The sequence below is a fragment of the Streptomyces sp. VNUA24 genome (assembly GCF_029167005.1).
GTDB classification, from domain to species: Bacteria; Actinomycetota; Actinomycetes; order Streptomycetales; family Streptomycetaceae; genus Streptomyces; species Streptomyces scabiei.
In genome coordinates, this window is record NZ_CP119143.1 from 7,377,180 (window position 1) to 7,402,361 (window position 25,182).

Here is a 25,182-nt window from a genome sequence, read left to right on the forward strand (position 1 = left end):
CGCGCGTCGGCCGGGCCGGTAGGCTCTCCACGCATGGGAGAGCAGGACATGCCTACCGGTCCCGAGCACGACAAGGCGGCGGACCAGGCGCACGACACCGCGGACGGCCGGGCCGGCAGTGCCTCCGGCGCACCGGGAAACCGCCCGTCGGCACCCGGCCGCCGCCGTCTCGGCGTCATGGGCGGAACGTTCGACCCGATCCACCACGGGCACCTCGTGGCGGCCCAGGAGGTCGCCGCGCAGTTCGGTCTCGACGAGGTCGTGTTCGTGCCGACCGGCCAGCCGTGGCAGAAGTCGCACCAGTCGGTCTCGGCGGCCGAGGACCGCTATCTGATGACGGTCATCGCCACGGCGGAGAACCCCCATTTCTCCGTGAGCCGCATCGACATCGACCGCAAGGGCCTCACCTACACCATCGACACCCTGCGTGAACTGCACGAGCTGAACGCGGACTCGGACCTCTTCTTCATCACCGGCGCCGACGCGCTCGGCCAGATCCTCACCTGGCGCGACGCCGAGGAGCTCTTCTCCCTCGCGCACTTCATCGGGGTCACCCGTCCGGGTCACACCCTGACCGACCCCGGCCTGCCCGCGGGCGGGGTCTCGCTGGTCGAGGTGCCCGCGCTGGCCATCTCCTCCACGGACTGCCGTGCGAGAGTCGCCAAGGGCGACCCCGTCTGGTACCTGGTGCCGGACGGTGTGGTGCGCTACATCGACAAGCGGCAGCTGTACCGCGGCGAGTGAGCCGAGAGGGGCACCGGTGAACGACCGATACGACGCCGGCTACGGGGGCGGCGACCAGAGTTACGAACTCGTCGGCTACGACGAGTACGGGCAGCCGGTGTACCGACAGGCGCCCGCCCAGCAGGTGCCTCAGCAACAGGCGTACGACCCCTACGGGACACAGCAGCCCCAGGAGCAGGGCTACGGCCAGGGCTACGGCTACGACCCGTACGCGAGCGGCCAGACCCAGCAGGCCCAGCAGCAGTACCCGCAGGGGTACGGCACGGTCGGCGCGGGCTACGACCCGGGCCACCAGACGGCGGGGCCCGGCTACGACCCGTACGACCCCTACGGGCAGACGGCCGCCACCGGCCTGCAGACGCCCGTCACCGAGCAGACCCCCTACATCCCGCAGCAGTCGGCACCGCCGACGACCGCCGGGGAGAGCGGGCCCCCCGCCGACGACGGCCCCCCGGAGGGCGGCGCCGGGGAACGGGAGTACCGCACCGAGCAGTTCGCCTTCGTCGAGGAGCCGGACGGTGACTCCGAGGACGTCATCGACTGGCTGAACTTCACCGAGAACCGCACCGAGCGCCGCGAGGAGGCCAAGCGGCGGGCCAAGAGCCGGCTGGTCGCCCTGGTGGTGGTCCTCGCCCTCGTCGTGGTCGGCGGGGTCGGCTCCCTGTGGTGGGCGGGCATGCTGCCCGGCTCCTCCTCCGAGCAGCGGACCGGCACCACGACCTCCGCGGCCGCCCAGAAACGGGACGTGATCGTCGTCCACCTGCACGACACCAAGGGCGGCGGCACCTCCACGGCACTGCTCGTGAACAACACCACCACCGAGCGGGGCGCCACCGTTCTTATCCCCAATGCCCTCGCCCTCACCGCCGACGACGGCACCACGACCACCCTCGCCAAGTCCGTCGACGACGACGGCTCCTCCGGCACCCGCGACGCGCTCGACACCGTCCTCGGCACCGACATCGAGGGCACCTGGCGGCTGGACACCCCCTACCTGAACAACCTCGTCGGGCTCGTCGGCAACATCGACATCGACACGAACGCGAACGTGCCCGACCCGGAGGCGAAGAAGAAGGGGGCGGCCCCCCTCGTCACCAAGGGCAAGGCACAGACCCTCAGCGGCAAGATGGCCGTCGCCTACGCCACCTACCGGGCGTCCGGCGAGTCGCAGGACGCGCAGCTCAAGCGGTTCGGGCAGGTCATGCGCGGTGTCCTGCGCAAGCTGTCGTCCGACGCGCAGGCCGCCACGGTCACCGTGCAGACCCTGGCCCAGATCCTCGACCCCTCGCTGAGCGACAAGGACCTCGGCACCTTCCTCGCCAAGCTCGCCGACCACGCCAAGGGCGGCGACTACGCGACCGAGCTGCTGCCCGTCCAGCAGGACGGCACGCTCAGCGCCGAGGACTCCGACAGCGTGGTCAAGGACCTGCTCGGCGGCGCCGCGAAGAGCCCCGACGCCGGGGACGCGGTCCGCGTCGGCATCCGCAACGCCACCGGCGAGAAGGACGCCACCGAACAGGCCCGCGTCGTCGTCCTCAACGGCGGCTACACCTTCCTCGACGCCGGCACGACCGCCACCCCCGAGGCCACCTCCCGGGTCACCTACTCCGACGCGTCCCGCAAGCAGGACGCCGTCGAGGTCGCCAAGACCCTCGGCCTCCCGGCCGGCGCCGTGAGGAAGGGCGAGACCACCTCCAACGCCGACGTCTCGGTCGTCCTCGGCCAGAACTACGAGACGACCGGCACGGGCGGGACGACCGGAGCGACGGGGACCACCGGAGCCACGGGGACGACGGGAACGACCGGAGCGGCGGGAACGACCGGGACCACGGGCTGACCCCCGGCCGACCCCGTCGAACATGATCGGGATCAGGCCCCGGAGCCGCCGCACCGGCCTCGCTCCGGGGCCTGATCGATTAACACGTGGGGCGGCGTCGGTGGGCCGTGAGACCCTTGGGTCAGCCCGTGAGGGTTCCTGACCGACGACCGAAAGCCGTGTAGTGACCGCCACCGACCGCTCCCTCGAGCTCATCACCACCGCCGCGCAGGCGGCCGCCGACAAGCTCGCGCACGACGTCATCGCGTACGACGTCAGCGATGTGCTGTCCATCACGGACGCCTTCCTGCTCGCCTCCGCGCCCAACGACCGCCAGGTCAAGTCGATCGTCGACGAGATCGAGGAGCGGCTGAACAAGGAGCTCGGCGCCAAGCCGGTCCGCCGCGAGGGCGACCGCGAGGCCCGCTGGGTGCTGCTGGACTACGTCGACATCGTCGTCCACGTCCAGCACAGCGAGGAGCGCGTCTTCTACGCCCTGGAGCGGCTCTGGAAGGACTGCCCCGAGCTGGACCTGCCCGCCGACGCCAAGGCCACCCGCGGCAAGGGCGAGGAGCACGCCAAGCTGCGCGCCGCCGAGGAGGACACCGAGCCGGGCGAGGAGCTGCGGTGACCGCGGGCACCGACACGGCAGGACGCAAGGGGAAGGGCCGCCGCCTCATCCTCTGGCGGCACGGCCAGACCTCGTGGAACGTCGAGCGCCGCTTCCAGGGCACCACGGACGTCGAGCTGACCGAGACCGGTCTCGGCCAGGCCCGCCGCGCCGCCCGGCTGCTCGCCTCCCTGGGGCCGAACGCGATCGTCGCCTCCGACCTGCGGCGTGCCGCCGACACGGCCGCCGAGCTGGCCGCCCTCACCGGCCTGGAGGTCAGCCACGACGAGGGCCTGCGCGAGACGTACGCGGGCGTCTGGCAGGGGCTCACCCACGAGGAGATCATCGCCCGGCACGGCGAGGAGTACGCCGCGTGGAAGCGCGGCGAGCCGGTCCGCCGCGGCGGCGGCGAACTGGAGACCGAGGTCGCCGACCGCGCCGCCCCCGTGGTGCTCCGGCACGCCGACAAGCTCCCGGAGAGCGGCACCCTCGTCGTCGTCAGCCACGGCGGCACCATCCGCACCACCATCGGGCGTCTCCTCGGTCTGGAGCCGCACCACTGGGAGAGCCTCGGCGGCCTCTCCAACTGCTGCTGGTCCGTCCTCGGCGAGGGCGCCCGCGGCTGGCGGCTCCTGGAGCACAACGCCGGCACGCTGCCCGAGCCGGTGCTCGGCGACGACGACTGACTCCCGTACGCGGCCCCGCACCGGGGCCGCGGCCCGGATTTCACTTTCCGGCTGGTCGCAGGCTAAAGTTCTTCTTGTTCGCCCCGCCGAGCGGGACCGGACACCACGCGGTTCACCGCGTGACGCAAGGGGCTATAGCTCAGTTGGTAGAGCGCCTGCATGGCATGCAGGAGGTCAGGAGTTCAATTCTCCTTAGCTCCACAGATCGGTACAGAAGATCCCGTTCCCGTCAGGGAGCGGGATTTTTCGTGTGTGACCTGCGTCCCTTCTTGAGCAGTCCCCGTCCCGCAGGCGTATAGCTCTGCGACGTCTTCTTCCCGCCCTCGCCCGGACTGGTACGAAGGCGTCGCTGACCGTATTGGTCCGGCCGTGGCAGAATCAAACGGCCGGAAGGGGGCGCGGCCCGACGGGAGGGAGAAGCGATGCCTGCGAGCATCCGCGGGAGGGTCCACGACCTTCCCGTGAAGGTGGTGATGCGGAGCAAGACCACCCTCCTCTGCCCTTCCTGCGGCTCGCTCCACGTGGCCCAAGTCCTCGGTGACAACGGAGGGATCTCCTACGTGTGCACGGCCTGCGGCCACAGCTGGAGCTGAACGATGGGTGCACACAGGAGGAAGTGCGACTGGTGCGGCAGCGGCACGCCCATCGTCCGCGACATGGAGCCCGTCAACGCCGACTACCAGTACTGGTGCGAGGAATGCGCACGGGCGCTGATCATAAAAGGCGATCCCATCGAGACGTACCGCGAGCTGGAGGGTGAGCCGATCTACGGCCGGCTCCTCGAAGAGCACTGCACGCTCAAGCGCTTCTACTCGTTCGTGACGGCCTGAGCGTCAACTCCGCGTCCCTGCCCTGCTCCTGTCCGCCGCGGGGCCTCCAGGGCCGCCCCGGCGGCCTTGTCGTGGCCGTGGCGGCGGGGCGTGAACGCCGGTCGGGGAAACGGCGGTTCGGAATCCGGCACAACCGGGCAAATCGCCCTCGCGTGTCGGTCCGCCGGAATCGATTTGGTGGTGCGCGTGGGGACCGGTAATGTTGTCGTCGTCGCCAGGGAGACCGGGCGGACAGCACGGCAAGGGGCTATAGCTCAGTTGGTAGAGCGCCTGCATGGCATGCAGGAGGTCAGGAGTTCAATTCTCCTTAGCTCCACAGAGAAGACCCCGTCCACACGGACGGGGTCTTTTGCGTTGCCGGCGCCCGACCGGCGACGGATCGACAGGGGCCCGACGGCGAAGGGCGGGCCACCCCGACCGGAGTGACCCGCCCTTCGCCGTGCCGTGCGTCAGCGGCCGCTGCCCAGGGCCCGGCGGCCACGGCCCTGGGAGAGGACCGGGAGGTTCCGGGACGGGGCCGAGGCGCGGTTGTCCTCCTCCAGGCGCAGGGCGAGCGCGGGACAGCGGCGCACCGCGCGCAGGGCCTTGGCCTCGGCGTACTGCGGGACCTTCGCCTGGGCGACGGTGGGGAAGCCGTCGGCGCCGAGCTGGAAGACCTCCGGGAGGATGTCGGCGCACAGGCCGTGACCCCGGCAGAGCGTCCAGTCGACGAAGATCTTCTGCCGGCTGCTGGTGTCCTCGGGACCGGCGCCGCCCGGGAGGCCGGTCGGCATCCTGCCGCCCTCGAAGAGGGGCAGCACGCCCTCGACGGGGCGCCCGCAGCCGTTGCCGAGGACATGCGCGGCGAGGTCGTCCGTGAACGCCTTGATGGTCGACTCCAGGAACATCGCGGAGCCGTCCGGGTGCGAACACGCGCCGCGCCGCTTCACGTTCTTGGCGACCTGCTTCAGGGCCTCCAGGGCGGCCGGACCGCCGCCGTTGAGGATGTCCTCCATACCGCGCGCCGCGGCCGGCAGACCGAGGTAGCAGGGACCGCACTGGCCCGCGCTCTCCTCGGCGAGCCACTTGGCGACCTGGAGGGACTCGCCGAGCGGGCAGGTCTCCTGGCTGATCGGCAGGATCGCGCCCGCGCCGAGCGCACCGCCCACCGCGTCCAGTGAGTTCCGCGACACGACCGCCTCGTTGACCGTCGCCGCGTCGATCCACTTGCCGTGGTAGCCGCCCGTCAGCACGCCCTGCGGGACCGGCGGTGCGCCCGCGAGCTGCAGGATGTAGCGCAGCGGCACGCCGGTGGGCGCCTCGATCACCATGGGGCGGGCGACCGCGCCGGAGACGGTGAGCATGACGGTGCCCGGCTCGTCGTACAGGCCGGTGTTGCCGTACCGCTCGGAGCCGATGCGGGCGCCGATGGCGAGCTGGGCGAAGGTCTCGGCGTTGGAGAGCAGGGTCGGCGCGCCGCCGACACCGCTCTTGGACGCGCTGGTCTTGCGGCCCGGCGGAATGGGCGGCCCGCCGTCGATGGACCGGATCAGCGAGCCGGCGGCGCCGGTGACCATCCGGACCGGGTTGCGCTGCACGCTCGCGCGGATGGCGGCGCCGCGCCGGTTGCTCAGCCCGCGCTCGGCGAGCGCCGCCTCCATCGAGCGCTCGGTGGATTCACGTGTCACCCCGATGACGAGCTGACGGGCGCCCAGGGCCTCGGCGACCAGCAGGGCGCCGTCCAGGATGAGGTGCGGGGCACGGTTGATGAGGACCGTGTCCTTGCGGCAGGCGGGTTCGTCCTCGCTGCCGTTGACGACCACGACGGGCCGGATGCCGCGCTTGATCGCCGATTCGGCGACCGACCGCAGTTTCTTGTGGAACGGGAAGCCCGCGCCGCCCCTGCCCTTGAGGTTGATCCGCTCGGACAGCTGGGCGAGTGCCTCACCGCCCATGGGTTCGAGCGGACCGTGCACCTTGAGGTGCATGGGGAGGTCGAGTCTCTCGACGAGGTCGAAGCCCGAGGTGAGCTGGGGAAGGCCCACCACTCGGACTTCGGGGACGTCGGGAAGGGCCTCGTTCACTTAAATCCTCCGGAAGGCGCGTTCCAGGGTTCGCCCGAGCCCGGCTGGTTGTAGTCGTCGTAGCCGGACAGCGACTCAGTGGCGGGACCGCTGTTGTACGTGTCGTTCGGGTTGTACGTGCCGTAGGGGGCGTTCGTCTCAGGGGTTCCGTAGGAAGTTTCGGAAGCGCCCGTGTTGTACGTCTCGCCCTGGTAGGTCTGACCCGGGTACGTCTGGCCCGGGTAGCTCTGCCCGCCCAGCGGCTGTCCGGCGAACGTGTCCTGCATCGGGTCGTACGACGACGGGGGCGCCTCGCCGACCGGCGGCGGGGACGGGGCCGGCCAACGGGTGCTCCCCGTGGTCGAGCCGTCGTCCATCCGGGGCATGGCCTGGGTGGGCTGCATGTCCAACGGCGGCTGCTGCTGGGTCAGATAGGCCGCCGTGGGCTGCTCCTGCGCACGCGGCGTCATCGACACCGCGCGGTACGCGGCCGCGAAACCGGGGCCGCTGTCGGCGGCGGCCGCCGCCCCGCGCTGCGGGGGCACCAGCGGGTCGCCGAGCGGAGGGTTGCCCTGTCCGCCGCCGAAGCCGGGCAGGGGGAACTGGCCGCTGTCGCGCATCTGGTCGCGCCGGCCGCCCTCACGGCGACCGCCGCCGGACTCGTCCATGCCCTGCCGGGCGGCACGGGACTTCACCAGTTCGTCGACCTCGGGGGGCCGCTGGCCGTCGGTGCCGAGGACGGCGGCGACCCGCTCGACCACCTGGCGCTTGACCTCGCGCGGCGCGGCGCGCAGCAGCAGGGCGGCGGCGACGGCGATCAGGCCCGCGGAGTAGAGGATCACGAAGACCGGCTTGGCCTCGCGACCCGCGTAGAGTCCGTGCACGAGCGCGAAACACCAGGCCGGGTAGGCCATCATGTGCATCGCGCGCCAGCGCGCCGCGACCGGCGCCGGGGACGCGAAGTTGCTGCGCAGCGCGCCGGTGATGGCGACGAAGACCATCATGGAGCCGGCGGTCGCGCCGAAGCCGATGAGCGCTCCCGTGCCCGTCACGCCGAGGGCGAAGGGGAACAGGGCGATCGCGGAGACGTGGTCCAGCGCCAGCTTGACCGTCACGTGCAGCACGAGGAACGCGACCGAGGCGATGGCGGTCGTCCGGTGGACGGCCTGGCCGATGATGCGCTGGCGCACGGTGAGCAGCGTCCGGTCCTGGGCGACGAGCCCCCAGAGCACCGAGCAGGTTAGCGAGACGAGCGAGAGCACGCCCGCTCCGAAGTCGAGGAACTCCCGGTACGCGTCACCTCCGACCAGCACACTTACGGGTATCAGCAGCAGAGCGGCAGCCGTGGCCATCCCGTAGGCCGAACGGCCGGTCTGGGGCAGCGAGCTGTTACTGCGACGAGGGTTCATGGGGGCAACTCCGAACAGTTCGGGAAAGCGGTCCCGTTCGTCGAACTGTAAGTGGTGCCAATACCGAGCGGTACGAGGTTTGAGTTATTGCGCTGTTACCCAGGACCAATCTCACATCGAGGATGCCCGTTAGCGGCGGTTACGCGAAGTAAGTTTTGAATAAAGTTCAACTTATTTGGCCGGAACGTGTGGCGGACACGCCGCTGGTCCGCACCCCTCGAAGCCTCGAACCTCGTCGCGACGGCTGTGGGGGCTGCGGTACTCTGAACGCATGCGTGCCGTACGCCTTCTGCTTAGTGAGCCGCGCTGATCAGTCCCGACCGCCGACGAGACGGCATGGTCGGCATCGGCGCGGCGTCCCCTCCTGTGTGAGGGGATTTTTCGTTTCCCGACGACACAGCCGCTGGCAGAGACGATCGATGGAGCCTTGAGGATCATGAGCGAGACGAACCCCGCCGCCGCTGACGTGGCGGCGGACGCCAGCCCCCACCGCTACACGGCCACCGTCGCGGCCGACATCGAGGCACGCTGGCAGGACTTCTGGGACGCCGAGGGCACCTACGCCGCCCCCAACCCCACGGGCGACCTGGCGGGCGACGCCGAGCTGGCCGCCAAGCCCAAGAAGTTCATCATGGACATGTTCCCGTATCCCTCCGGAGCGGGACTGCACGTCGGCCACCCCCTGGGCTACATCGCCACCGACGTCTCCGCCCGCTTCCAGCGGATGACCGGCCACAACGTCCTGCACACCCTGGGCTTCGACGCCTTCGGCCTGCCCGCCGAACAGCACGCCGTCGCCACCGGCGAGCACCCCCGCGTCACCACCGAAGCGGCCATCACCAACATGAAGTCCCAGCTGCGCCGGCTGGGCCTGGGCCACGACAAGCGCCGGTCGTTCGCCACGATCGACCCGGACTACTACAAGTGGACCCAGTGGATCTTCCTGCAGATCTTCAACTCCTGGTACGACGACGAGACCGGGCGGGCCCGTCCGATCGCCGAACTGGTCGCCCAGTTCGAGTCCGGTGAGCGCGCCCTGCCCGGCGGCGGTTCCTGGAGCGCGCTGAGCGCCGCCGAACGCGCCGACGTCCTGGGCGAGTACCGACTGGCGTACGCCTCCGACGCACCCGTCAACTGGTGCCCCGGCCTGGGCACCGTGCTGGCCAACGAGGAGGTCACCGCCGACGGCCGCTCCGAGCGCGGCAACTTCCCCGTCTTCAAGGCCAAGCTGCGCCAGTGGAACATGCGCATCACCGCCTACGCCGACCGTCTGCTGGACGACCTGAACGAGCTGGACTGGCCCGAGGCCATCAAGCTGCAGCAGCGCAACTGGATCGGCCGCTCCGAGGGCGCCCGCGTCGACTTCCCCGTCGACGGCGAGCACATCACGGTCTTCACCACCCGCCCCGACACCCTGTTCGGCGCGACCTACATGGTCCTGGCCCCCGAACACCCGCTGGTCGACAAGTTCACCCCGGACGCCTGGCCCGAGGGCACCCACGAGGTGTGGACCGGCGGCCACGCGACCCCTGCCGAGGCCGTCGCCGCCTACCGCGCGCAGGCCGCCTCGAAGTCCGATGTCGAGCGGCAGGCCGAGGCCAAGGACAAGACCGGCGTCTTCACCGGCTCGTACGCCACCAACCCCGTCAACGGCGAGCGTGTCCCGGTCTTCATCGCCGACTACGTCCTGATGGGCTACGGCACCGGCGCGATCATGGCCGTCCCGGCCGGCGACCAGCGCGACTTCGAGTTCGCGCGCGCCTTCGAACTGCCGGTCGTCTGCATCGTCGAGCCCACCGACGGCCGCGGCACGGACACCTCCACCTGGGAGGACGCCTTCGCCTCGTACGACGCGAAGATCATCAACTCCACCGGTGAGGGCGTGTCCCTGGACGGTCTGGGTGTCGTCGAGGCCAAGGCACGCATCACGGAATGGCTGGAGCGGACCGGCATCGGTCAGGGCACCGTCAACTTCCGCCTGCGCGACTGGCTGTTCAGCCGCCAGCGCTACTGGGGCGAGCCCTTCCCGATCGTCTACGACGAGGACGGCGTCGCGCACCCGCTGCCCGAGTCGATGCTGCCGCTGGAGCTGCCCGAGGTCGAGGACTACTCGCCGCGCACCTTCGACCCGGACGACGCCGACACCCGGCCCGAGACGCCGCTGTCGCGCAACGAGGACTGGGTGAACGTCACGCTGGACCTGGGCGACGGCCCCAAGCGGTATCGGCGTGAGACCAACACCATGCCCAACTGGGCCGGTTCCTGCTGGTACGAGCTGCGCTACCTGGACCCGCACAACACCGAGAAGCTGGTCGACCCCGAGATCGAGCGGTACTGGATGGGCCCGCGCGAGGGACAGCCGCACGGCGGTGTCGACCTGTACGTCGGCGGCGCCGAGCACGCCGTGCTGCACCTGCTGTACGCGCGCTTCTGGTCCAAGGTCCTGTTCGACCTGGGCCACGTCTCCTCGGCCGAGCCGTTCCACAAGCTGTTCAACCAGGGCATGATCCAGGCCTTCGTCTACCGCGACAGCCGGGGCTTCGCGGTGCCGGCCGCCGAGGTGGAGGAGCGCGACGGCGCCTACTTCTACCAGGGCGAGAAGGTCAGCCGTCTGCTGGGCAAGATGGGCAAGTCCCTGAAGAACGCCGTCACGCCCGAGTCGATCTGCGAGGAGTACGGCGCCGACACGCTGCGGCTGTACGAGATGGCCATGGGTCCCCTGGACGTCTCCCGGCCGTGGGACACGCGCGCGGTGGTGGGCCAGTTCCGGCTGCTGCAGCGGCTGTGGCGCAACGTCGTCGACGAGGCCACCGGAGAGGTGACCGTCGTGGACACCGAGCCCGGCGAGGACACCCTGCGCGCGCTGCACAAGGCCATCGACGGCGTACGGCAGGACCTGGAGGGCATGCGGTTCAACACCGCGATCGCCAAGGTCACCGAGCTGAACAACCACCTGACCAAGGTGGGCGGCCCGGTGTCCCGTCCCGTCGCCGAGGCCCTGGTCCTGCTGGTCGCCCCGCTGGCCCCGCACATCGCCGAGGAGCTGTGGCGCAGGCTGGGCCACACCGACTCGGTCGTCCACCGGGACTTCCCCGTCGCCGACCCCGCGTACGTCGTCGACGAGGCCGTCACCTGCGTCGTCCAGATCAAGGGGAAGGTCAAGGCCCGCCTGGAGGTGTCGCCGGCCATCTCCGAGGAGGAGCTGGAGAAGGTGGCCCTGGGCGACGAGAAGGTGGTCGCGGCGCTCGCCGGCGCACCGATCCGCAAGGTCATCGTGCGGGCGCCGAAGCTGGTGAACATCGTCACCTGAGCGGGGGCGCTCTGCGGGGGCGCTCCGTGGGAGCACGGGCGGGGCCACGGGTGGTAGTCGGTCGGCTGCGGGCTGCGGGCTGCGGGCTGCGGGCTGCGGGCTGCGGGCTGCGGGCTGCGGGCTGCGGGCTGCGGGCTGCGGGCTGCGGGGTCCGGACTGAGGGTCCGGGGTGCCGGGCGGCTGGTGACTGGTGACGGTTACCTGGTGACGGGCTGCTGGTGACGGGGCACCGGCGGCGTGGCGGTGCGCGTCGTCCGGCGGCCGCCGTCGGCAGCGGTTCGGGGTCGTCCCCTACGGGCAGGTTCAGGGTTCCGGTGGAACTCGGGACCTGCCCGTTGCGTTTACCGTTGAAGAGCGCCGCAGCACATGCCGTGCCGGTCGGAGGAGGAGCGCGTCGTGGAAGCCGTCATCGCAGTCGTCGCCCTGCTCTTCGTGCTGCTCGTGGTGCTGGGCGCCTACGCCACGGTGAAGGCGGTCGGCGCGGCCAAGCGCGGCGTGGACCGTACGATCACCCAGGCCAAGCGGACCGTCGAGGACACCACCCTGCGCGCCAGAAGCCTGGCCCAGCCCGGCCCGGCGGGACAACTGGCGGACCTGCGGCTGAAGTTGCGCACGTCGATGCGGGCCACCCAGGAGGCCCTGCAGGCGGGAGTGGGCGAGGACGAGTCCCTGAAGGAGTCGCTGGCCCTCTTCGAACAGCTCAGCAAGCACGGCCGGGAGCTCGACGACGAACTCCGGCGCCTGGAGCCCGAACCGGACCGGAGCAAGCTGGCCCAGCGCCTGCCCGCACTGCGCGAGCGCACGGAGCGGGTCGTGAAGTCCGCCGACTCGCTGCGCTGGGCCGCGCACGACCGGGCCCGCAAGTTCGCCGAGGACGACCTGGACACGCTCAGCGCGCGCATCGACGTCGAAGCGGGCGCACTGCGGCACTGGACGACGGAACCCGCCGCGGTCTGGCCCGAGGCGCCCCAACCCGAGCCCGCCACCTCCACGGGACAGACCTGGCAGGAGACCCCCGAGGCCCGCCCGGCCGACCCACGCGTGAGCGGGTCCCGGGACTCCCGCGAAGGCGAGTCCCGTGCCGATGACTCCCGTGGTGCCGAGGCGCCGCCCCAGCCCGCCATCGCCCCACCCGCCGCGCGGCCGACGTACCCGTGGCAGAAGAAGCCCCGCCCGGAGAGCACGACTTGACCCGGCTCGTCCACCCGCAGGCCCGCCCCGCACGGCCCCGGCTGACAGGGGCCGGGCTGCCGTCGACGGCGCTCGGCGGGTAACCTCCAGCTCATGTCCCGCCATGTCGCGATCGTCACCGATTCCACGGCCTACCTGCCGCCGCCGGCGATGGAGCGTCACGGCATCATCGCGGTGCCCCTGACCGTGGTCCTCGGCGACCAGGCACTCGACGAAGGCACCGAGATCTCCGCACGGTCCCTCGCCCAGGCACTGCAGAAGCGACGATCCGTCACCACCTCCCGCCCCAGCCCCGAACTCTTCGCGGAGACCTACCGCAGAATCGCGGAGGCGGGCGCCACGGCCATCGTCTCCCTCCACCTCTCCGCCGAGTTCTCGGGCACCTACGACGCGGCCGTGCTCGCCGCACGCGAGGCACCCGTGCCGGTACGCGTGGTGGACACCGGGATGGTCGCGATGGCCCTCGGATTCTGCGCCCTCACCGCCGCCGAGTCCGCCGAGGCGGGCGGCACGGCGGACGAGGCCGTCACCGCCGCCGAGAAGCGGGCCGCGGGCACCTCCGCCTTCTTCTACGTCGACACCCTGGAGTATCTCCGCCGGGGCGGACGGATCGGCGCGGCCCAGGCACTCTTCGGCTCCGCGCTCGCAGTCAAGCCCCTGCTGCAGCTCGACGGCGGCCGCATCGAGATGCTGGAGAAGGTCCGCACGGCGTCCAGGGCGATCGCCCGCCTGGAGGAGATCGTCGCCGAGCGGGCGGGGAGCGCGCCGGTCGACATCGCCGTCCATCACCTCGCCGCGCCCGAACGGGCCGCGGCGCTCGCGGAACGGCTGCGGGCCCGGCTGCCCGGACTGGCCGATCTGCACGTGAGCGAGGTCGGGGCGGTGATCGGGGCGCACACGGGACCCGGGCTGCTCGCGGCGGTCGTCTCGCCCCGCTGAGCCGGCTCGCCGAGCCGTTCACCGCTCGTGTGGGTGACAGAGTTATCCACAACCGGGGAGTAATCCACCGGAATCGAGCAAGATCATCGCCAGTCGGTGGAGGTGTCCGATCCTCGTCGCATGGCACTTCGACCACGTTCACGCAGCTCGACCCTCACCAGCGGACCGGGCCGCGGCCCGTCCTCCGACGGCCGCGACCGGCACCGCCCCCGACAGCCCCGCGGCAGGGCCGACCGCCGCCGGGCAGCGGCGGAGACGCTCCGCCTGCGCGCGGAGGCACTGTTCCCCGAGCGGGCCGGGCAACCGAGGGAGTCGGGACACGGGCCTCCGGGCGCGCCCGGAGGGATGACGAGGGAAGCGGGCGGGGGCTCCGCCGTTCGGGGGCTCCGTGCGCAGGGGGCTGGGGATGCGGGGGCTCCCGGTGGGGGCAGGGCGGCCGTGGGTCGCGCCACGGGACCTGGCACCTCCACACGGGCGACTGCCACCGTCAGGGGTGCCGTTGCCGTCGACAGGGCCGGGGACATCGACGAGGTGTCTGCCGTCGACAGGGCCGGGGACATCGACGAGGTGTCTGCCGTCGACAGGGCCGCGGGCATCGACGAGGTGTCTGCCGTCGACACGGCTGCCGCCACCAGCAGGTCCGTGTCCGGCCGTGACGCCGGCGGCGGGGGTGTCGGCGGGCGCGAGACGGCAGGCGCGTGGCGGGAGCGGATGGGGCCTGCCCTGCGGGAGCGGCTGCCGCTCTGGCTGCAGGCGCGGTGCGCCACCGAACGGAAGAGCGTCGTCGCGCTGAGCGTGGTGCTGCTCGTCGCGGCGGTGTTCGCGGCACAGCACTTCTGGGCGGGCCGGACCCAGTCCGTGAGCGCACCCGAGGTGGTACGGGCCGGGGCCCCGGACGCTTCGGGAGGTTCGGCGGCCTCGTTCGGCGAGCCCGGGAGAGGCCGGGCGGCGGCCGCGCCGGGCGACCCGGCCGGAGCGGTCGCCTCGACCGGGCCGTCGGTCGTGGTGGACGTGGGCGGGAAGGTGCGCAGGCCGGGCGTCCGACGACTGCCGGCCGGCTCCCGGGTCGCCGACGCGCTGCGGGCCGCGGGCGGGGTCCGACCGGGCGCGAACACCGACGGGCTCAATCGCGCCCGCATCCTCGTGGACGGCGAACAGATCCTGGTCGGACGTCCGGCACCGCCGAACGGGCCCGGCGTGACGGCCGGGGCGGGTGCGGCCGTCGGTGGGACCGCACCCGCGACCCCCGTCTCCCTCAACACGGCCACCGCCGACCAGCTGGACACCCTGCCGGGCGTCGGCCCCGTCCTCGCCCAGCACATCATCGACCACCGCACCCGGCACGGCGGCTTCCGCTCGGTCGACGAACTGCGCGAGGTGAACGGCATCGGCGACCGCCGCTTCGCCGACCTGCGCGACCTCGTCCAGCCATGAGCACGGGGGAGAGGGCCACGGCGGCGGCCTCAGCGGTGGTCGTTCCGCCCCGGCCCGCCGTGCACGCGGCCTCCGGCACCCGGCTCGGCGACGCCCACCCCAGACAGGAGGGCCCCACGGATCTGCGTCTCGTGCCACCGGCGCTGGCCGCGTGGGGGACGGCGGCACTCATGGTGCACGCCTCGCTCGGGTGGACCACGGGAGTGGTCGTGGCCTGCCTGATGCTGGGCTCGGCCCTGCTGGTCCCTCGGCCGGGGTCGGGGTTGGGGCCGAGGTCGGGGCCGGTATCAGGGCGGGGGCCGGAGCCGGGGCGTGAGAGGAGCAGGGAACCGCAGGGGAGAGACGCCGGGGCTCGGACGAAGGTGTCCCTCGCCGCCGTGCTGCTGTGTGCCGGAGCGGCCGCCGCCTCCGCCGGGCTGCACGGGGCGGATCTGCGGCGGGGACCCGTCCCCGCCCTGGCCGAGCGGTACGCCCGGGTGACCGCGGAGGTCGAGCTGACATCCGACCCACGGCTCACCCGCCCCCGCATCCACGGCAACCACGCGGCCCCGTCCGCCGTGCTTCTCCAGGCCGAGGTACGACGGGTGCGCGGCCCGGACGGGACGGTCGTGACGACACGCACACCGGTGCTGGTCCTGGTCGACGCGGACGACCGGCAGAGCCGGGCGGCATGGCTGTCGCTTCTGCCGTCCGCCCGCGTGCGGGTGGACGCGCACGCCGGGCCCGCCACGACCGGGGGAGACCGGGTGGCGGCCGTGCTGCGGGTGCGGGGCGCCGGGGCGCCGGCGGTGGTGCAGGAACCGAGCAGGGTGCAGCGGCTCGCGGGACGACTGCGCGCCGGACTGCGGGAGGCGACCGACGGACTGGACCCCGACGCGCGGGCGCTGCTGCCCGGCTTCGTCGTCGGCGACACCTCGCGGGTCCCGGCCGAGCTGGACGAGGCGTTCAGGGCCACCGACCTCACCCACCTCCTGGCCGTCAGCGGAGCCAACTTCACCATCCTCCTGGCCCTGTTCATCGGGCCGCCGGGGCTGGCACAGCGGGCCGAGCGACGGGGACTCGCGCCCCGGCTCGGCATCCCGCTGCGGGCCACCGCGCTGGCGGGCGGTGTGCTGAGCCTGGGATTCGTGATCGTGTGCCGGCCCGAGCCGAGCGTGGTGCGGGCCGCCGCCTGCGGCTCCCTCGCACTGCTGGCCATCGTCACGGGACGCCGCAGGTCCCTCGTCCCCGCACTGGCGACAGCGGTCCTGCTGCTGGTGCTGTACGACCCCTGGCTGGCCCGCAGCTACGGCTTCCTCCTGTCCGTCCTCGCCACCGGAGCACTGCTCACCCTCGCCCCGCGCTGGAGTGCCGCGCTCCAGCGGCGCCGGGTGCCACCGCGTCCGGCCGAAGCGCTGGCCGCGGCGGGGGCCGCACAGGCGGTGTGCGCGCCGGTCGTCGCCGTGCTGTCGGCGAAGGTGAGCCTGGTGGCGGTGCCGTGCAATCTGCTGGCGGAGTTCGCGGTGGCCCCGGCCACGGTGCTGGGTTTCGCCACACTGGCGACGGCCCCGGTGGCGATGCCGGTCGCCGAACGCCTTGCCTGGTGCGCGAGTTGGCCCGCCGGCTGGATCGCGGACATCGCCCGCACCGGGGCGTCGCTGCCCGGCGCGGGAGTGGACTGGCCGGGCAGCTGGGCCGGTGCGTCGCTCCTCGCCCTGGTCACCGTGGTCGTCGTCCTCGTCGGGCGGCGGATCGTCAGCCATCCGTATCTGGCGGGGGCCTGTCTGGTGGCGTTCCTGCTGGTCGTGGTGCAGCCACCGCCGCTGACCAGAGTGATCACCGGGTGGCCGCCACCGGGCTGGCGCCTGGTGATGTGCGACGTGGGACAGGGGGACGCGACCGTCCTGGCGGCGGGCGAGGGCGCCGGAGTGGTCGTGGACGTCGGCCCCGATCCGGTGCTGGCCGACCGCTGCCTCACGGCACTGGGCATCACCGAGATCCCGCTCGTGGTCCTCACCCACTTCCACGCGGACCACGTGACGGGGCTGCCGGGGGTGCTGCGAGGGCGCGCGGTGGGGGCGATCGCGGCCACCGGGTTCGAGGAGCCCGCGGAACAGGCCGCGTTCGTCCGCGAGCAGGCCGCGGCCCGCCGTATCCCGCTGACGAGGGCCGTGGCCGGTGAGGAGCGGCGCACGGGAAGCCTCACCTGGCGGGTGTTGTGGCCACCGGGCGACGCCCCCACGCCCGACGGCCCGAACGACGCCAGCGTGACCATGCTGGTCCGCACGGCCGGGCTGACCCTGCTGCTCCTGGGCGACCTGGAGCCACCGGGCCAGCGGGAGCTCGCACGCTCCCCCGAGGCCGCGGCCCTGGGAGCCGTGGACGTGCTGAAGGTCGCCCATCACGGGTCGGCCTACCAGGATCCGGGGCTGATACGTGCCATGGCTCCACGGCTGGCCCTCATCTCGGTGGGCGCGGACAACCCGTACGGGCACCCGGCGCCCGGTACGGTCGCCGCGCTGCGGGCCGGGGGTGCCACGGTGCTGCGGACGGACGAGGACGGCGCGATCGCTGTCGCGGGGACGGCGAAGGAGCTGCTCGTGGCGAGAGACTGACGTCATGGACACCGCAGAGCTTGACGCCTACCTTCGCCGCCTCGGAGCCGAGCAGCCGGCCCGGCCCACGGTCGACGCGCTGCGTGAACTGCAGCTGCGCCATCTGCGGGCGGTGCCGTTCGAGAACCTGTCGATCCACCTGGGCGAGGAGATCGTCCTGGAGGAGAAGCAACTGCTGGACAAGATCGTGGGGCGCCGCAGGGGTGGCTTCTGCTTCGAACTCAACGGATTGTTCGGGGCGTTGCTCACGGCACTCGGGTTCGACGTGACGCTGCTCGCGGCGCGGGTGTACGGCGAGCAGGAGCGGCTCGGTATCCCGTACGACCATCTGGCGCTGCGCGTGCGGACGGTGGACGGGGGTGACCGGCTGGTCGACGTCGGGTTCGGGGCGAACAGCCAGCGTCCGCTGGAGTTCGGGAACCGGGAGGAGCAGCCGGACCCGGGGGGCACGTTCAGGGTGGCCGAGGCGGACCGGGAGGGCGGAGGGCGTGAGTTCGGGGACCTGGATGTGTTCCGGGACGGCAAGCCGCAGTACCGGCTGGAGGTGAGGCCGCGCGTGCTCGGGGACTTCGTGGCCGGGGCCTGGTGGCACAGCACGTCACCGGAGTCCCACTTCACCCGGTCCCTGGTCTGCTCCCGCGTCACCGAGGACGGCGGCCGCCTCACCCTCAGCGGCCGCACCCTCACGGTCACCTCGCCGAAGGGCGCCCGCGAGGTGACCGAGCCGACGACGGACGCGGAGGTGCTGGCGGTGTACCGGGAGAGCTTCGGGATCGAGTTGGGACGGGTGCCGGAGGTGGGGGCGGTTGAATGACGTGGTGAGCGACCACTGGACACCCGCGCATCAAGCGGTCGAGCAGGAGGATGCTGAGGCCCTGGCCCGGTTGCTGGCCGCTGGTTCCGATCCCGACGAGGTCTTCAGCAACATGACGTTGCTGACGCACGCGATCGACGCCGAGGGCGATGGCTCCCTGCAGAGCGGGCAGCCGTTGACGGTGCGTACCACGGCCGTGTTGCTGGCCTTCGGGGCTGATCCGGAGCTTGCAGACCCGGACGGCCGCACACCCATGGACATGGCCCGCCACTACGGCCACGGTCCGGCCGCGAAACTGCTGCAGGCCCACATCAGCAGACGAGCCGCCGATAACGGTGGAGGGCGCGGGCGATCCTCGTGAAGAAGCTTTCCCGGCGGAGGGGAGGCCCCCGAGGAGCGTGGAGAAGGGCGGCGGAGAATAGGGGCTGTGAGTGATGTGAGACATGTGCTGGTGCTGCCTGATCGTGATGCGGCCGAGGAGGCGGCGGAGGCGCTCGGGGCGAGGTTCGGGCTGGACGAGGAGCCGCAGCTGGTGCGGGACGCGCTGGCGGGGGAGGACGACGCCGAGGACGCGCAGTGGCTGTTGGTGCTGCGGGACGAGCGGGGGCGGCTCGATCCGGTGGCGTTGGACGAGTTCGCGGGGGAGTGGGAGGGGTGGCGGGAGGAGCCGTAGTGCTCCGCCGGGGGTGCTCGCGGGTGTCCCCGCACCCCCTGGGGGAGCGGACCGTACGCGGTCGGGTTGTCAGTGGGGCGTGGGATGCTGTCCGGGATGGCCAAGAAGACTGCCCAAGACGATCCTCTCGCCCCCGTGACGCTTGCCGTGGGGCAGGAGGAGCTGCTGCTCGACCGTGCCGTGCAGGTGGTGGTGGCCGCCGCGCGGGCCGCCGACGCGGACACGGACGTACGGGATCTGTCCTCGGACCAGTTGCAGCCCGGCACGCTCGCCGAGCTGACGAGTCCGTCGCTCTTCGCGGAGCGGAAGGTCGTGGTCGTGCGGAACGCGCAGGATCTGTCGGCCGACACCGTCAAGGACGTGAAGGCGTATCTCGGGGCCCCCGCCGAGGAGATCACCCTGGTGCTGTCGCACGCGGGCGGGGCCAAGGGGAAGGCGCTGCTGGACGCCGCGCGCAAGGCGGGGGCGCGGGAGGTGGCGTGCCCCAAGATGACCAAGCCGGGGGATCGGCTGGCGTTCGTGCGGGGAGAGTTCCGGACGCTCGGCCGGTCGGCGACGCCCGAGGCGTGCCAGGCGCTGGTCGACGCGATCGGGAGTGATCTGCGGGAGCTGGCGGCCGCGGCGTCGCAGCTGGTCGCGGATGTCGAGGGGACGATCGACGAGGCCGTGGTCGGGCGGTACTACACGGGCCGGGCCGAGGCGTCGAGCTTCGAGGTGGCCGACCGGGCCGTGGAGGGGCGGGCGGCGGAGGCGCTGGAGGCGCTGCGGTGGTCGTTGGCGACCGGGGTGGCGCCGGTGCTGATCACCAGCGCGCTGGCCCAGGGCGTGCGGGCGATCGGGAAGCTGTCGTCGGCGCGGGGTGGGCGGCCGGGGGATCTCGCGCGGGAGTTGGGGATGCCGCCGTGGAAGATCGACCGGGTGCGGCAGCAGATGCGGGGGTGGACGCCGGACGGGGTGGCTGTGGCGTTGCGGGCCGTGGCCGAGGCGGATGCGGGGGTCAAGGGTGGGGGAGATGATCCCGAGTACGCGTTGGAGAAGGCGGTTGTGGTGATCGCGCGGGCGGCTCGGTCTCGGCGGGGCTGAGTTTTCTCGCCCCCGCCGCCCCTGCCCGTCCCATCCTCCAGGGGCGCTGCCCCTTCGACCCCAGGAGGGGGATGGGGGTGCGGTGAGTTCGTACGTGCGGGAGCGTTGGGGCTTGTCGCGCAGTTCCCCGCGCCCCTGAAAGACACCGGGCCCCAGCCTCTGGTAGGCCCAGGTGGTGGTCTGCTCCCGTGCCGAAAGCCCCGTCCCCCACCCCGGGGAAGGGGTGGAGGCGGGGCCTCGGTTCAAGAAGGTGGACCTGTACCCGCGTGGCGAACGCAGGCCGCGTACGGGTCCGGGGTGCCGGGTGGGAGCGGATGAGAGAGGGCCCGCTCTGGGTCCAGCCGGCGGTCAGATCAAAGGTGAAGCTCAGCCCTGGAGGGAAGCGACCTTGGAAGCAAGCGCCGACTTCTTGTTGGCGGCCTGGTTCTTGTGGATGACGCCCTTCGAGACGGCCTTGTCGAGCTGACGCGCGGCAGCGCGCTGGTACTCGGTGGCCTTCACGGTGTCACCCGCGGCAGCGGCCTCACGGGCCTTGCGGATCGCGGTCTTGAGCGACGACTTGACGGCCTTGTTGCGAAGGCGCGCCTTCTCGTTGGTCTTGTTCCGCTTGATCTGGGACTTGATGTTCGCCACGAATGAGCCTTTTCAGCTACAGGTGTACGAGACCATGGAGGTCGTGCAGGACACGCCGCACATGCCTCGGACACCGTTTGATTTCCTTGGGATGTGTCTCCTGCTGAGAGGGCATGAGACACAGCCGCCCACGCTACCAGCAGCCCACGGGTCGGCCCAAACCGGTCGCAGTTCTCCGCCCGTGGGACCATGGTGCCTACGTACCAGACCCGCCAGATCCGACCCGAGACCGCAGACGGCTGCGGACACCTCAAGAATCAGGACCCTGCGTGCCCGCGATCCCTAGCCATGTGCCCGAGCCGAGCCGTACCGACCCGGCTCTGATCCGCAACTTCTGCATCATCGCGCACATCGACCACGGCAAGTCCACGCTCGCCGACCGGATGCTCCAGCTGACCGGTGTGGTCGAGCAGCGGCAGATGCGTGCTCAGTACCTCGACCGCATGGACATCGAGCGTGAGCGCGGCATCACGATCAAGTCCCAGGCGGTCCGTCTGCCCTGGGCGCCGACCGACGATCCGGGCAACACGCACATCCTGAACATGATCGACACCCCTGGGCACGTCGACTTCACGTACGAGGTGTCGCGGTCGCTGGCGGCCTGTGAGGGGACGGTGCTCCTCGTCGACGCGGCCCAGGGCATCGAGGCCCAGACCCTCGCCAACCTCTACCTGGCGATGGAGAACGACCTCAAGATCATCCCCGTACTGAACAAGATCGACCTGCCGGCCGCGCAGCCGGAGAAGTTCAGCGAGGAGCTCGCCAACCTCATCGGCTGTGACCCGGAGGACGTGCTCAAGGTCTCCGCGAAGACGGGTCTGGGTGTCGAGGCGCTGCTGGACCGGGTCGTCGCGGACGTTCCCGCCCCGGTCGGTGTCCAGGACGCGCCCGCGCGCGCGATGATCTTCGACTCGGTGTACGACTCCTACCGGGGTGTCGTGACGTACGTGCGTGTCATCGACGGGCAGCTCAACAAGCGTGAGCGGATCCGCATGATGTCCACCGGCGCCACTCACGAGCTGCTGGAGATCGGTGTCTCGGCCCCCGAGATGAAGGCGGCCGACGGCCTCGGCGTCGGCGAGGTCGGCTATCTGATCACCGGTGTGAAGGACGTCCGCCAGTCCAAGGTCGGTGACACGATCACCACCCTGCACAAGGGCGCCACCGAGGCGCTCGGCGGCTACAAGGACCCGAAGCCGATGGTCTTCTCGGGTCTGTATCCGCTGGACGGCTCCGACTATCCGGAGCTGCGCGACGCCCTCGACAAGCTCCAGCTCAACGATGCCGCGCTGGTGTACGAGCCGGAGACCTCCGCGGCGCTCGGTTTCGGTTTCCGCGTCGGTTTCCTGGGGCTGCTGCACCTCGACGTGATCCGTGAGCGGCTGGAGCGCGAGTTCGGGCTCGACCTGATCGCGACCGCGCCGAACGTGGTCTACCGCGTGGTCATGGAGGACGGCGCCGAGCACTCGGTGACGAACCCGAGCGAGTTCCCCGAGGGCAAGATCGACTCCGTGTACGAGCCCGTCGTACGCGCCACGATCCTCGCGCCCTCGGAGTTCATCGGGTCGATCATGGAGCTGTGCCAGACGCGGCGCGGCACCCTGCTCGGCATGGACTACCTCTCCGAGGACCGGGTCGAGATCCGCTACACCCTCCCGCTCGCGGAGATCGTCTTCGACTTCTTCGACCAGCTGAAGTCGAAGACGCGCGGTTACGCCTCCCTGGACTACGAGCCCACCGGTGAGCAGAGCTCCAGCCTGGTGAAGGTCGACATCCTGCTGCACGGCGACAAGGTGGACGCCTTCTCGGCCGTCACCCACAAGGACGCCGCGTACGCCTACGGGGTGCGGCTCGTCGCCAAGCTGCGCGAGCTGATCCCGCGGCAGGCGTTCGAGGTGCCCATCCAGGCCGCGATCGGGTCCCGTGTCATCGCCCGCGAGACCATCCGCGCCATCCGCAAGGACGTCCTCGCCAAGTGCTACGGCGGTGACATCTCCCGGAAGCGGAAGCTGCTGGAGAAGCAGAAGGAGGGCAAGAAGCGGATGAAGATGGTGGGCTCCGTGGAGGTTCCGCAGGAGGCGTTCATCGCCGTTCTGTCGAGTGACGACAACGCCGGTGGCGGCAAGGGCAAGAAGTAGCCACCGGACGGCGGGGGCGGCGGACCGCGGGGCGGCCGCCGTTACCCCCGGAAACTCGGGCATGATGCGGGCCCGTCGCGTTTCGGCGTGACGGGCCCGCAGGTCGTCGGGGAGACGCCGGTGCGTGTTCGTAGGGTCGTTCCCGGTGGAAAGTGACTGCCCGCCGCCCCTTACGAACCGGCCGGTCGCGCTCTACCCTGATCACCACTCGATGGTTACTCGCGAGTTAAACAACAGCCGCTTTGAGCCAGCCGCGCAGTCCTGAGCACACAGTCCATGAGCCAGCCGCGCTGTCGCGTGCCCCGGAGGATGTCGTGAGCGACACACAGACCCTGATCGAGAACCGCCCGCCGTCCATGGCGGCCCTCTTCCTGGAGCGCGTGGCGGCCACACCGGACGCCGAGGCCTTCCGGTACCCCGTGCCGCCGGCCTCCGGCGAGGGCCCCTCGGACTGGAAGTCGCTGAACTGGACCCAGGCGGCCGAACGGGTCAGCGCCATCGCGGCCGGACTCGTCGAGCTGGGCGTCCAGCCGGAGCAGCGGATCGCCCTGTCCTCGGCCACCAGGATCGAGTGGATCCTCTGCGACCTCGGCATCATGTGCGCGGGCGCGGCCAACACCACGGTCTACCCGCAGACGAACGCCGAGGAATCGGCGTACATCCTGTCCGACTCCGGCAGCCGGATCCTCATCGCCGAGAACGCCGCGCAGCTCGCCAAGGCCCGGGAGAAGAAGGCCGAGCTGCCCGAGCTGACCCATGTCGTCGTCATCGACCCCGAGGGCGCGGACCTCTCCGAGGACTGGGTGCTCTCCCTCGCCGACCTGGAGAAGCGCGGCACCGCCCACCTGGAGAAGAACCCCGACCTGATCAAGGACAAGGTCGGCGCGATCACCAAGGACCAGCTCGCCACCCTCATCTACACCTCGGGCACCACGGGCCGTCCCAAGGGCGTGCGTCTGCCGCACGACAACTGGGCGTACATGGCGAAGGCGATCGGCGCGACCGGTCTGCTGGAGCCGGCGGACGTGCAGTACCTGTGGCTGCCGCTGGCGCACGTGATGGGCAAGGTGCTCCTCGCCGGGCACATCGAGGTCGGGCACATCACGGCCGTCGACGGCCGGGTCGACAAGATCATCGAGAATCTGCCGGTCGTGCAGCCGACGTACATGGCCGCGGTGCCGCGCATCTTCGAGAAGGTCTACAACGGTGTCGTCGGCAAGGCGCGCGCGGGCGGCCCGGCCAAGTACAAGATCTTCCAGTGGGCGGCCGGGGTCGCCCGCGAGTACGCCAAGGTCAGCCAGGACAACTTCCGGCGCACCGGCACCGCGTCCGTCCCGTTCGGGCTGGAGGCCAAGCACAAGGTCGCCGACGCGCTGGTCTACAAGAAGCTGCGTGAGGCGTTCGGCGGGCGGCTGCGGGCCTGTGTCTCCGGTTCGGTGGCGCTGGCGCCCGAGATCGGCTTCTTCTTCGCCGGCGCGGGCATCCCGATCCTGGAGGGCTACGGCCTGACCGAGTCCTCCGCCGCGTCCTTCCTCAACCCGGGCGAGGCCTTCCGTACGGGCACGGTGGGCAAGCCGCTGCCCGGCACGGAGGTGCGCATCGCGGACGACGGCGAGATCCTGCTGCGCGGCCCCGGCATCATGGAGGGCTACCACGGGCTGCCGGACCAGACCGCGGAGGTCCTGGAGGCCGACGGGTGGTTCCACACCGGTGACATCGGGGAGCTGTCGCCCGACGGGTACCTGCGGATCACCGACCGGAAGAAGGACCTGTTCAAGACGTCCGGCGGCAAGTACATCGCGCCGACCGAGATCGAGGGGCAGTTCAAGGCGCTGTGCCCGTTCACGTCCAACGTGATGGTGATCGGCGCCGACCGTAACTTCTGCACCGCGCTCATCGCACTCGACGAACTGGCCATCCAGGCGTGGGCCGCGGAGAACGGGCTGGCGGGGAAGTCCTACGAGGAGGTCATCTCGGCACCGGCGACGGTGGAGATGATCGAGGGGCATGTCACGCAGCTGAACGAGGGGCTGCAGCGGTGGCAGACGATCAAGAAGTTCCGGCTGCTGCCGCGGGATCTCGACGTCGAGCACGGTGAGCTGACGCCGAGTCTGAAGCTGAAGCGGCCGGTGGTGGAGAAGGAGTACACGCACCTCATCGAGGAGATGTACGCCGGTGCGCGCGAGGCGTAGCACGGTGTGAAGGGGGCGGGGCCGCGTACGGATGCGGCCCCGCC

General features: G+C 71.4%; 20 protein-coding genes and 2 tRNA genes. 19 read left to right on the plus strand and 3 right to left on the minus strand.

Going from position 1 to position 25,182, the window contains the following annotated elements:
• Positions 1-33 precede the first annotated feature (33 nt).
• From nadD to PYR72_RS31630, 8 genes are all read left to right on the plus strand, one after another.
• A complete protein-coding gene (gene nadD, locus PYR72_RS31595; protein WP_275458429.1) occupies positions 34-744 on the plus strand; it encodes a nicotinate-nucleotide adenylyltransferase in 711 nt (236 codons plus the stop codon).
• Between the two features lie 16 nt (positions 745-760).
• The gene (locus PYR72_RS31600) at positions 761-2,581 is read left to right on the plus strand and encodes an LCP family protein (RefSeq protein WP_275458430.1); all 1,821 of its coding nucleotides are present in this window, start codon (positions 761-763) and stop codon (positions 2,579-2,581) included.
• Positions 2,582-2,744: 163 nt separating this feature from the next.
• The gene (gene rsfS, locus PYR72_RS31605) at positions 2,745-3,191 is read left to right on the plus strand and encodes a ribosome silencing factor (RefSeq protein ID WP_275458431.1); all 447 of its coding nucleotides are present in this window, start codon (positions 2,745-2,747) and stop codon (positions 3,189-3,191) included.
• Positions 3,188-3,856, plus strand: coding sequence for a histidine phosphatase family protein (locus PYR72_RS31610; protein ID WP_275458432.1), 669 nt, complete (start codon positions 3,188-3,190; stop codon positions 3,854-3,856). Before rsfS ends, PYR72_RS31610 begins: the two co-directional genes overlap by 4 nt.
• A gap of 128 nt (positions 3,857-3,984) precedes the next feature.
• Positions 3,985-4,057, plus strand: a tRNA-Ala gene (locus PYR72_RS31615).
• Between the two features lie 221 nt (positions 4,058-4,278).
• A complete protein-coding gene (locus PYR72_RS31620) occupies positions 4,279-4,449 on the plus strand; it encodes a hypothetical protein (protein WP_013003613.1) in 171 nt (56 codons plus the stop codon).
• A 3-nt stretch (positions 4,450-4,452) separates the two neighbouring features.
• Positions 4,453-4,686: a hypothetical protein gene (locus PYR72_RS31625; RefSeq protein ID WP_005479297.1), complete on the plus strand. Its 234-nt coding sequence runs from the start codon at positions 4,453-4,455 to the stop codon at positions 4,684-4,686.
• 243 nt (positions 4,687-4,929) lie between these two features.
• Positions 4,930-5,002: transfer RNA gene (locus tag PYR72_RS31630), tRNA-Ala, on the plus strand.
• A 133-nt stretch (positions 5,003-5,135) separates the two neighbouring features.
• On the opposite strand, the gene PYR72_RS31635 is transcribed toward PYR72_RS31630, so the two are convergent.
• Positions 5,136-6,749: an NADH-quinone oxidoreductase subunit NuoF family protein gene (locus PYR72_RS31635; protein WP_059081043.1), complete on the minus strand. Its 1,614-nt coding sequence runs from the start codon at positions 6,747-6,749 to the stop codon at positions 5,136-5,138.
• Positions 6,746-8,137, minus strand: coding sequence for a cytochrome b/b6 domain-containing protein (locus tag PYR72_RS31640; RefSeq protein ID WP_275458433.1), 1,392 nt, complete (start codon positions 8,135-8,137; stop codon positions 6,746-6,748). The genes PYR72_RS31635 and PYR72_RS31640 overlap by 4 nt, the downstream gene beginning before the upstream one ends.
• A 436-nt stretch (positions 8,138-8,573) precedes the next feature.
• Between PYR72_RS31640 and leuS the strand changes: the two genes are divergently transcribed.
• The 9 genes from leuS (at position 8,574) to holA (ending at position 20,175) form a co-directional block, all read left to right on the plus strand.
• Positions 8,574-11,447 carry a leucine--tRNA ligase gene (leuS, locus tag PYR72_RS31645; protein ID WP_275458434.1) on the plus strand — a complete coding sequence of 958 codons (2,874 nt, stop codon included), beginning with the start codon at positions 8,574-8,576 and terminating at the stop codon, positions 11,445-11,447.
• A gap of 366 nt (positions 11,448-11,813) precedes the next feature.
• On the plus strand, positions 11,814-12,638 hold the full coding sequence (locus PYR72_RS31650; protein ID WP_275458435.1) for a hypothetical protein: 825 nt from the start codon (positions 11,814-11,816) through the stop codon (positions 12,636-12,638).
• 93 nt (positions 12,639-12,731) lie between these two features.
• Positions 12,732-13,577: a DegV family protein gene (locus PYR72_RS31655; RefSeq protein ID WP_275458436.1), complete on the plus strand. Its 846-nt coding sequence runs from the start codon at positions 12,732-12,734 to the stop codon at positions 13,575-13,577.
• Positions 13,578-14,219: 642 nt separating this feature from the next.
• Positions 14,220-15,011, plus strand: coding sequence for a ComEA family DNA-binding protein (locus PYR72_RS43000; protein WP_343245565.1), 792 nt, complete (start codon positions 14,220-14,222; stop codon positions 15,009-15,011).
• 59 nt (positions 15,012-15,070) lie between these two features.
• On the plus strand, positions 15,071-17,605 hold the full coding sequence (locus tag PYR72_RS31665) for a ComEC/Rec2 family competence protein (protein WP_275460578.1): 2,535 nt from the start codon (positions 15,071-15,073) through the stop codon (positions 17,603-17,605).
• Between the two features lie 4 nt (positions 17,606-17,609).
• The gene (locus PYR72_RS31670) at positions 17,610-18,419 is read left to right on the plus strand and encodes an arylamine N-acetyltransferase (RefSeq protein WP_275458438.1); all 810 of its coding nucleotides are present in this window, start codon (positions 17,610-17,612) and stop codon (positions 18,417-18,419) included.
• A 4-nt stretch (positions 18,420-18,423) separates the two neighbouring features.
• On the plus strand, positions 18,424-18,780 hold the full coding sequence (locus tag PYR72_RS31675; protein ID WP_275460579.1) for an ankyrin repeat domain-containing protein: 357 nt from the start codon (positions 18,424-18,426) through the stop codon (positions 18,778-18,780).
• Between the two features lie 66 nt (positions 18,781-18,846).
• Positions 18,847-19,092, plus strand: a complete 246-nt coding sequence (locus tag PYR72_RS31680) for a hypothetical protein (protein WP_013003726.1) — start codon at positions 18,847-18,849, stop codon at positions 19,090-19,092.
• Between the two features lie 96 nt (positions 19,093-19,188).
• Positions 19,189-20,175, plus strand: a complete 987-nt coding sequence (holA, locus tag PYR72_RS31685) for a DNA polymerase III subunit delta (protein WP_275458439.1) — start codon at positions 19,189-19,191, stop codon at positions 20,173-20,175.
• A 366-nt stretch (positions 20,176-20,541) separates the two neighbouring features.
• Here the strand turns inward: holA and rpsT are convergent, their stop codons facing one another.
• Positions 20,542-20,808 (minus strand): 30S ribosomal protein S20, encoded by a 267-nt coding sequence (rpsT, locus tag PYR72_RS31690; RefSeq protein WP_037723851.1) that lies wholly within the window; start codon positions 20,806-20,808, stop codon positions 20,542-20,544.
• A 269-nt stretch (positions 20,809-21,077) separates the two neighbouring features.
• Between rpsT and lepA the strand changes: the two genes are divergently transcribed.
• Together lepA and PYR72_RS31700 are read left to right on the plus strand one after the other, a co-directional pair.
• The gene (gene lepA / locus PYR72_RS31695; RefSeq protein WP_275458440.1) at positions 21,078-22,946 is read left to right on the plus strand and encodes a translation elongation factor 4; all 1,869 of its coding nucleotides are present in this window, start codon (positions 21,078-21,080) and stop codon (positions 22,944-22,946) included.
• 314 nt (positions 22,947-23,260) lie between these two features.
• A complete protein-coding gene (locus tag PYR72_RS31700; RefSeq protein ID WP_275458441.1) occupies positions 23,261-25,138 on the plus strand; it encodes a long-chain fatty acid--CoA ligase in 1,878 nt (625 codons plus the stop codon).
• Positions 25,139-25,182: the final 44 nt, after the last annotated feature.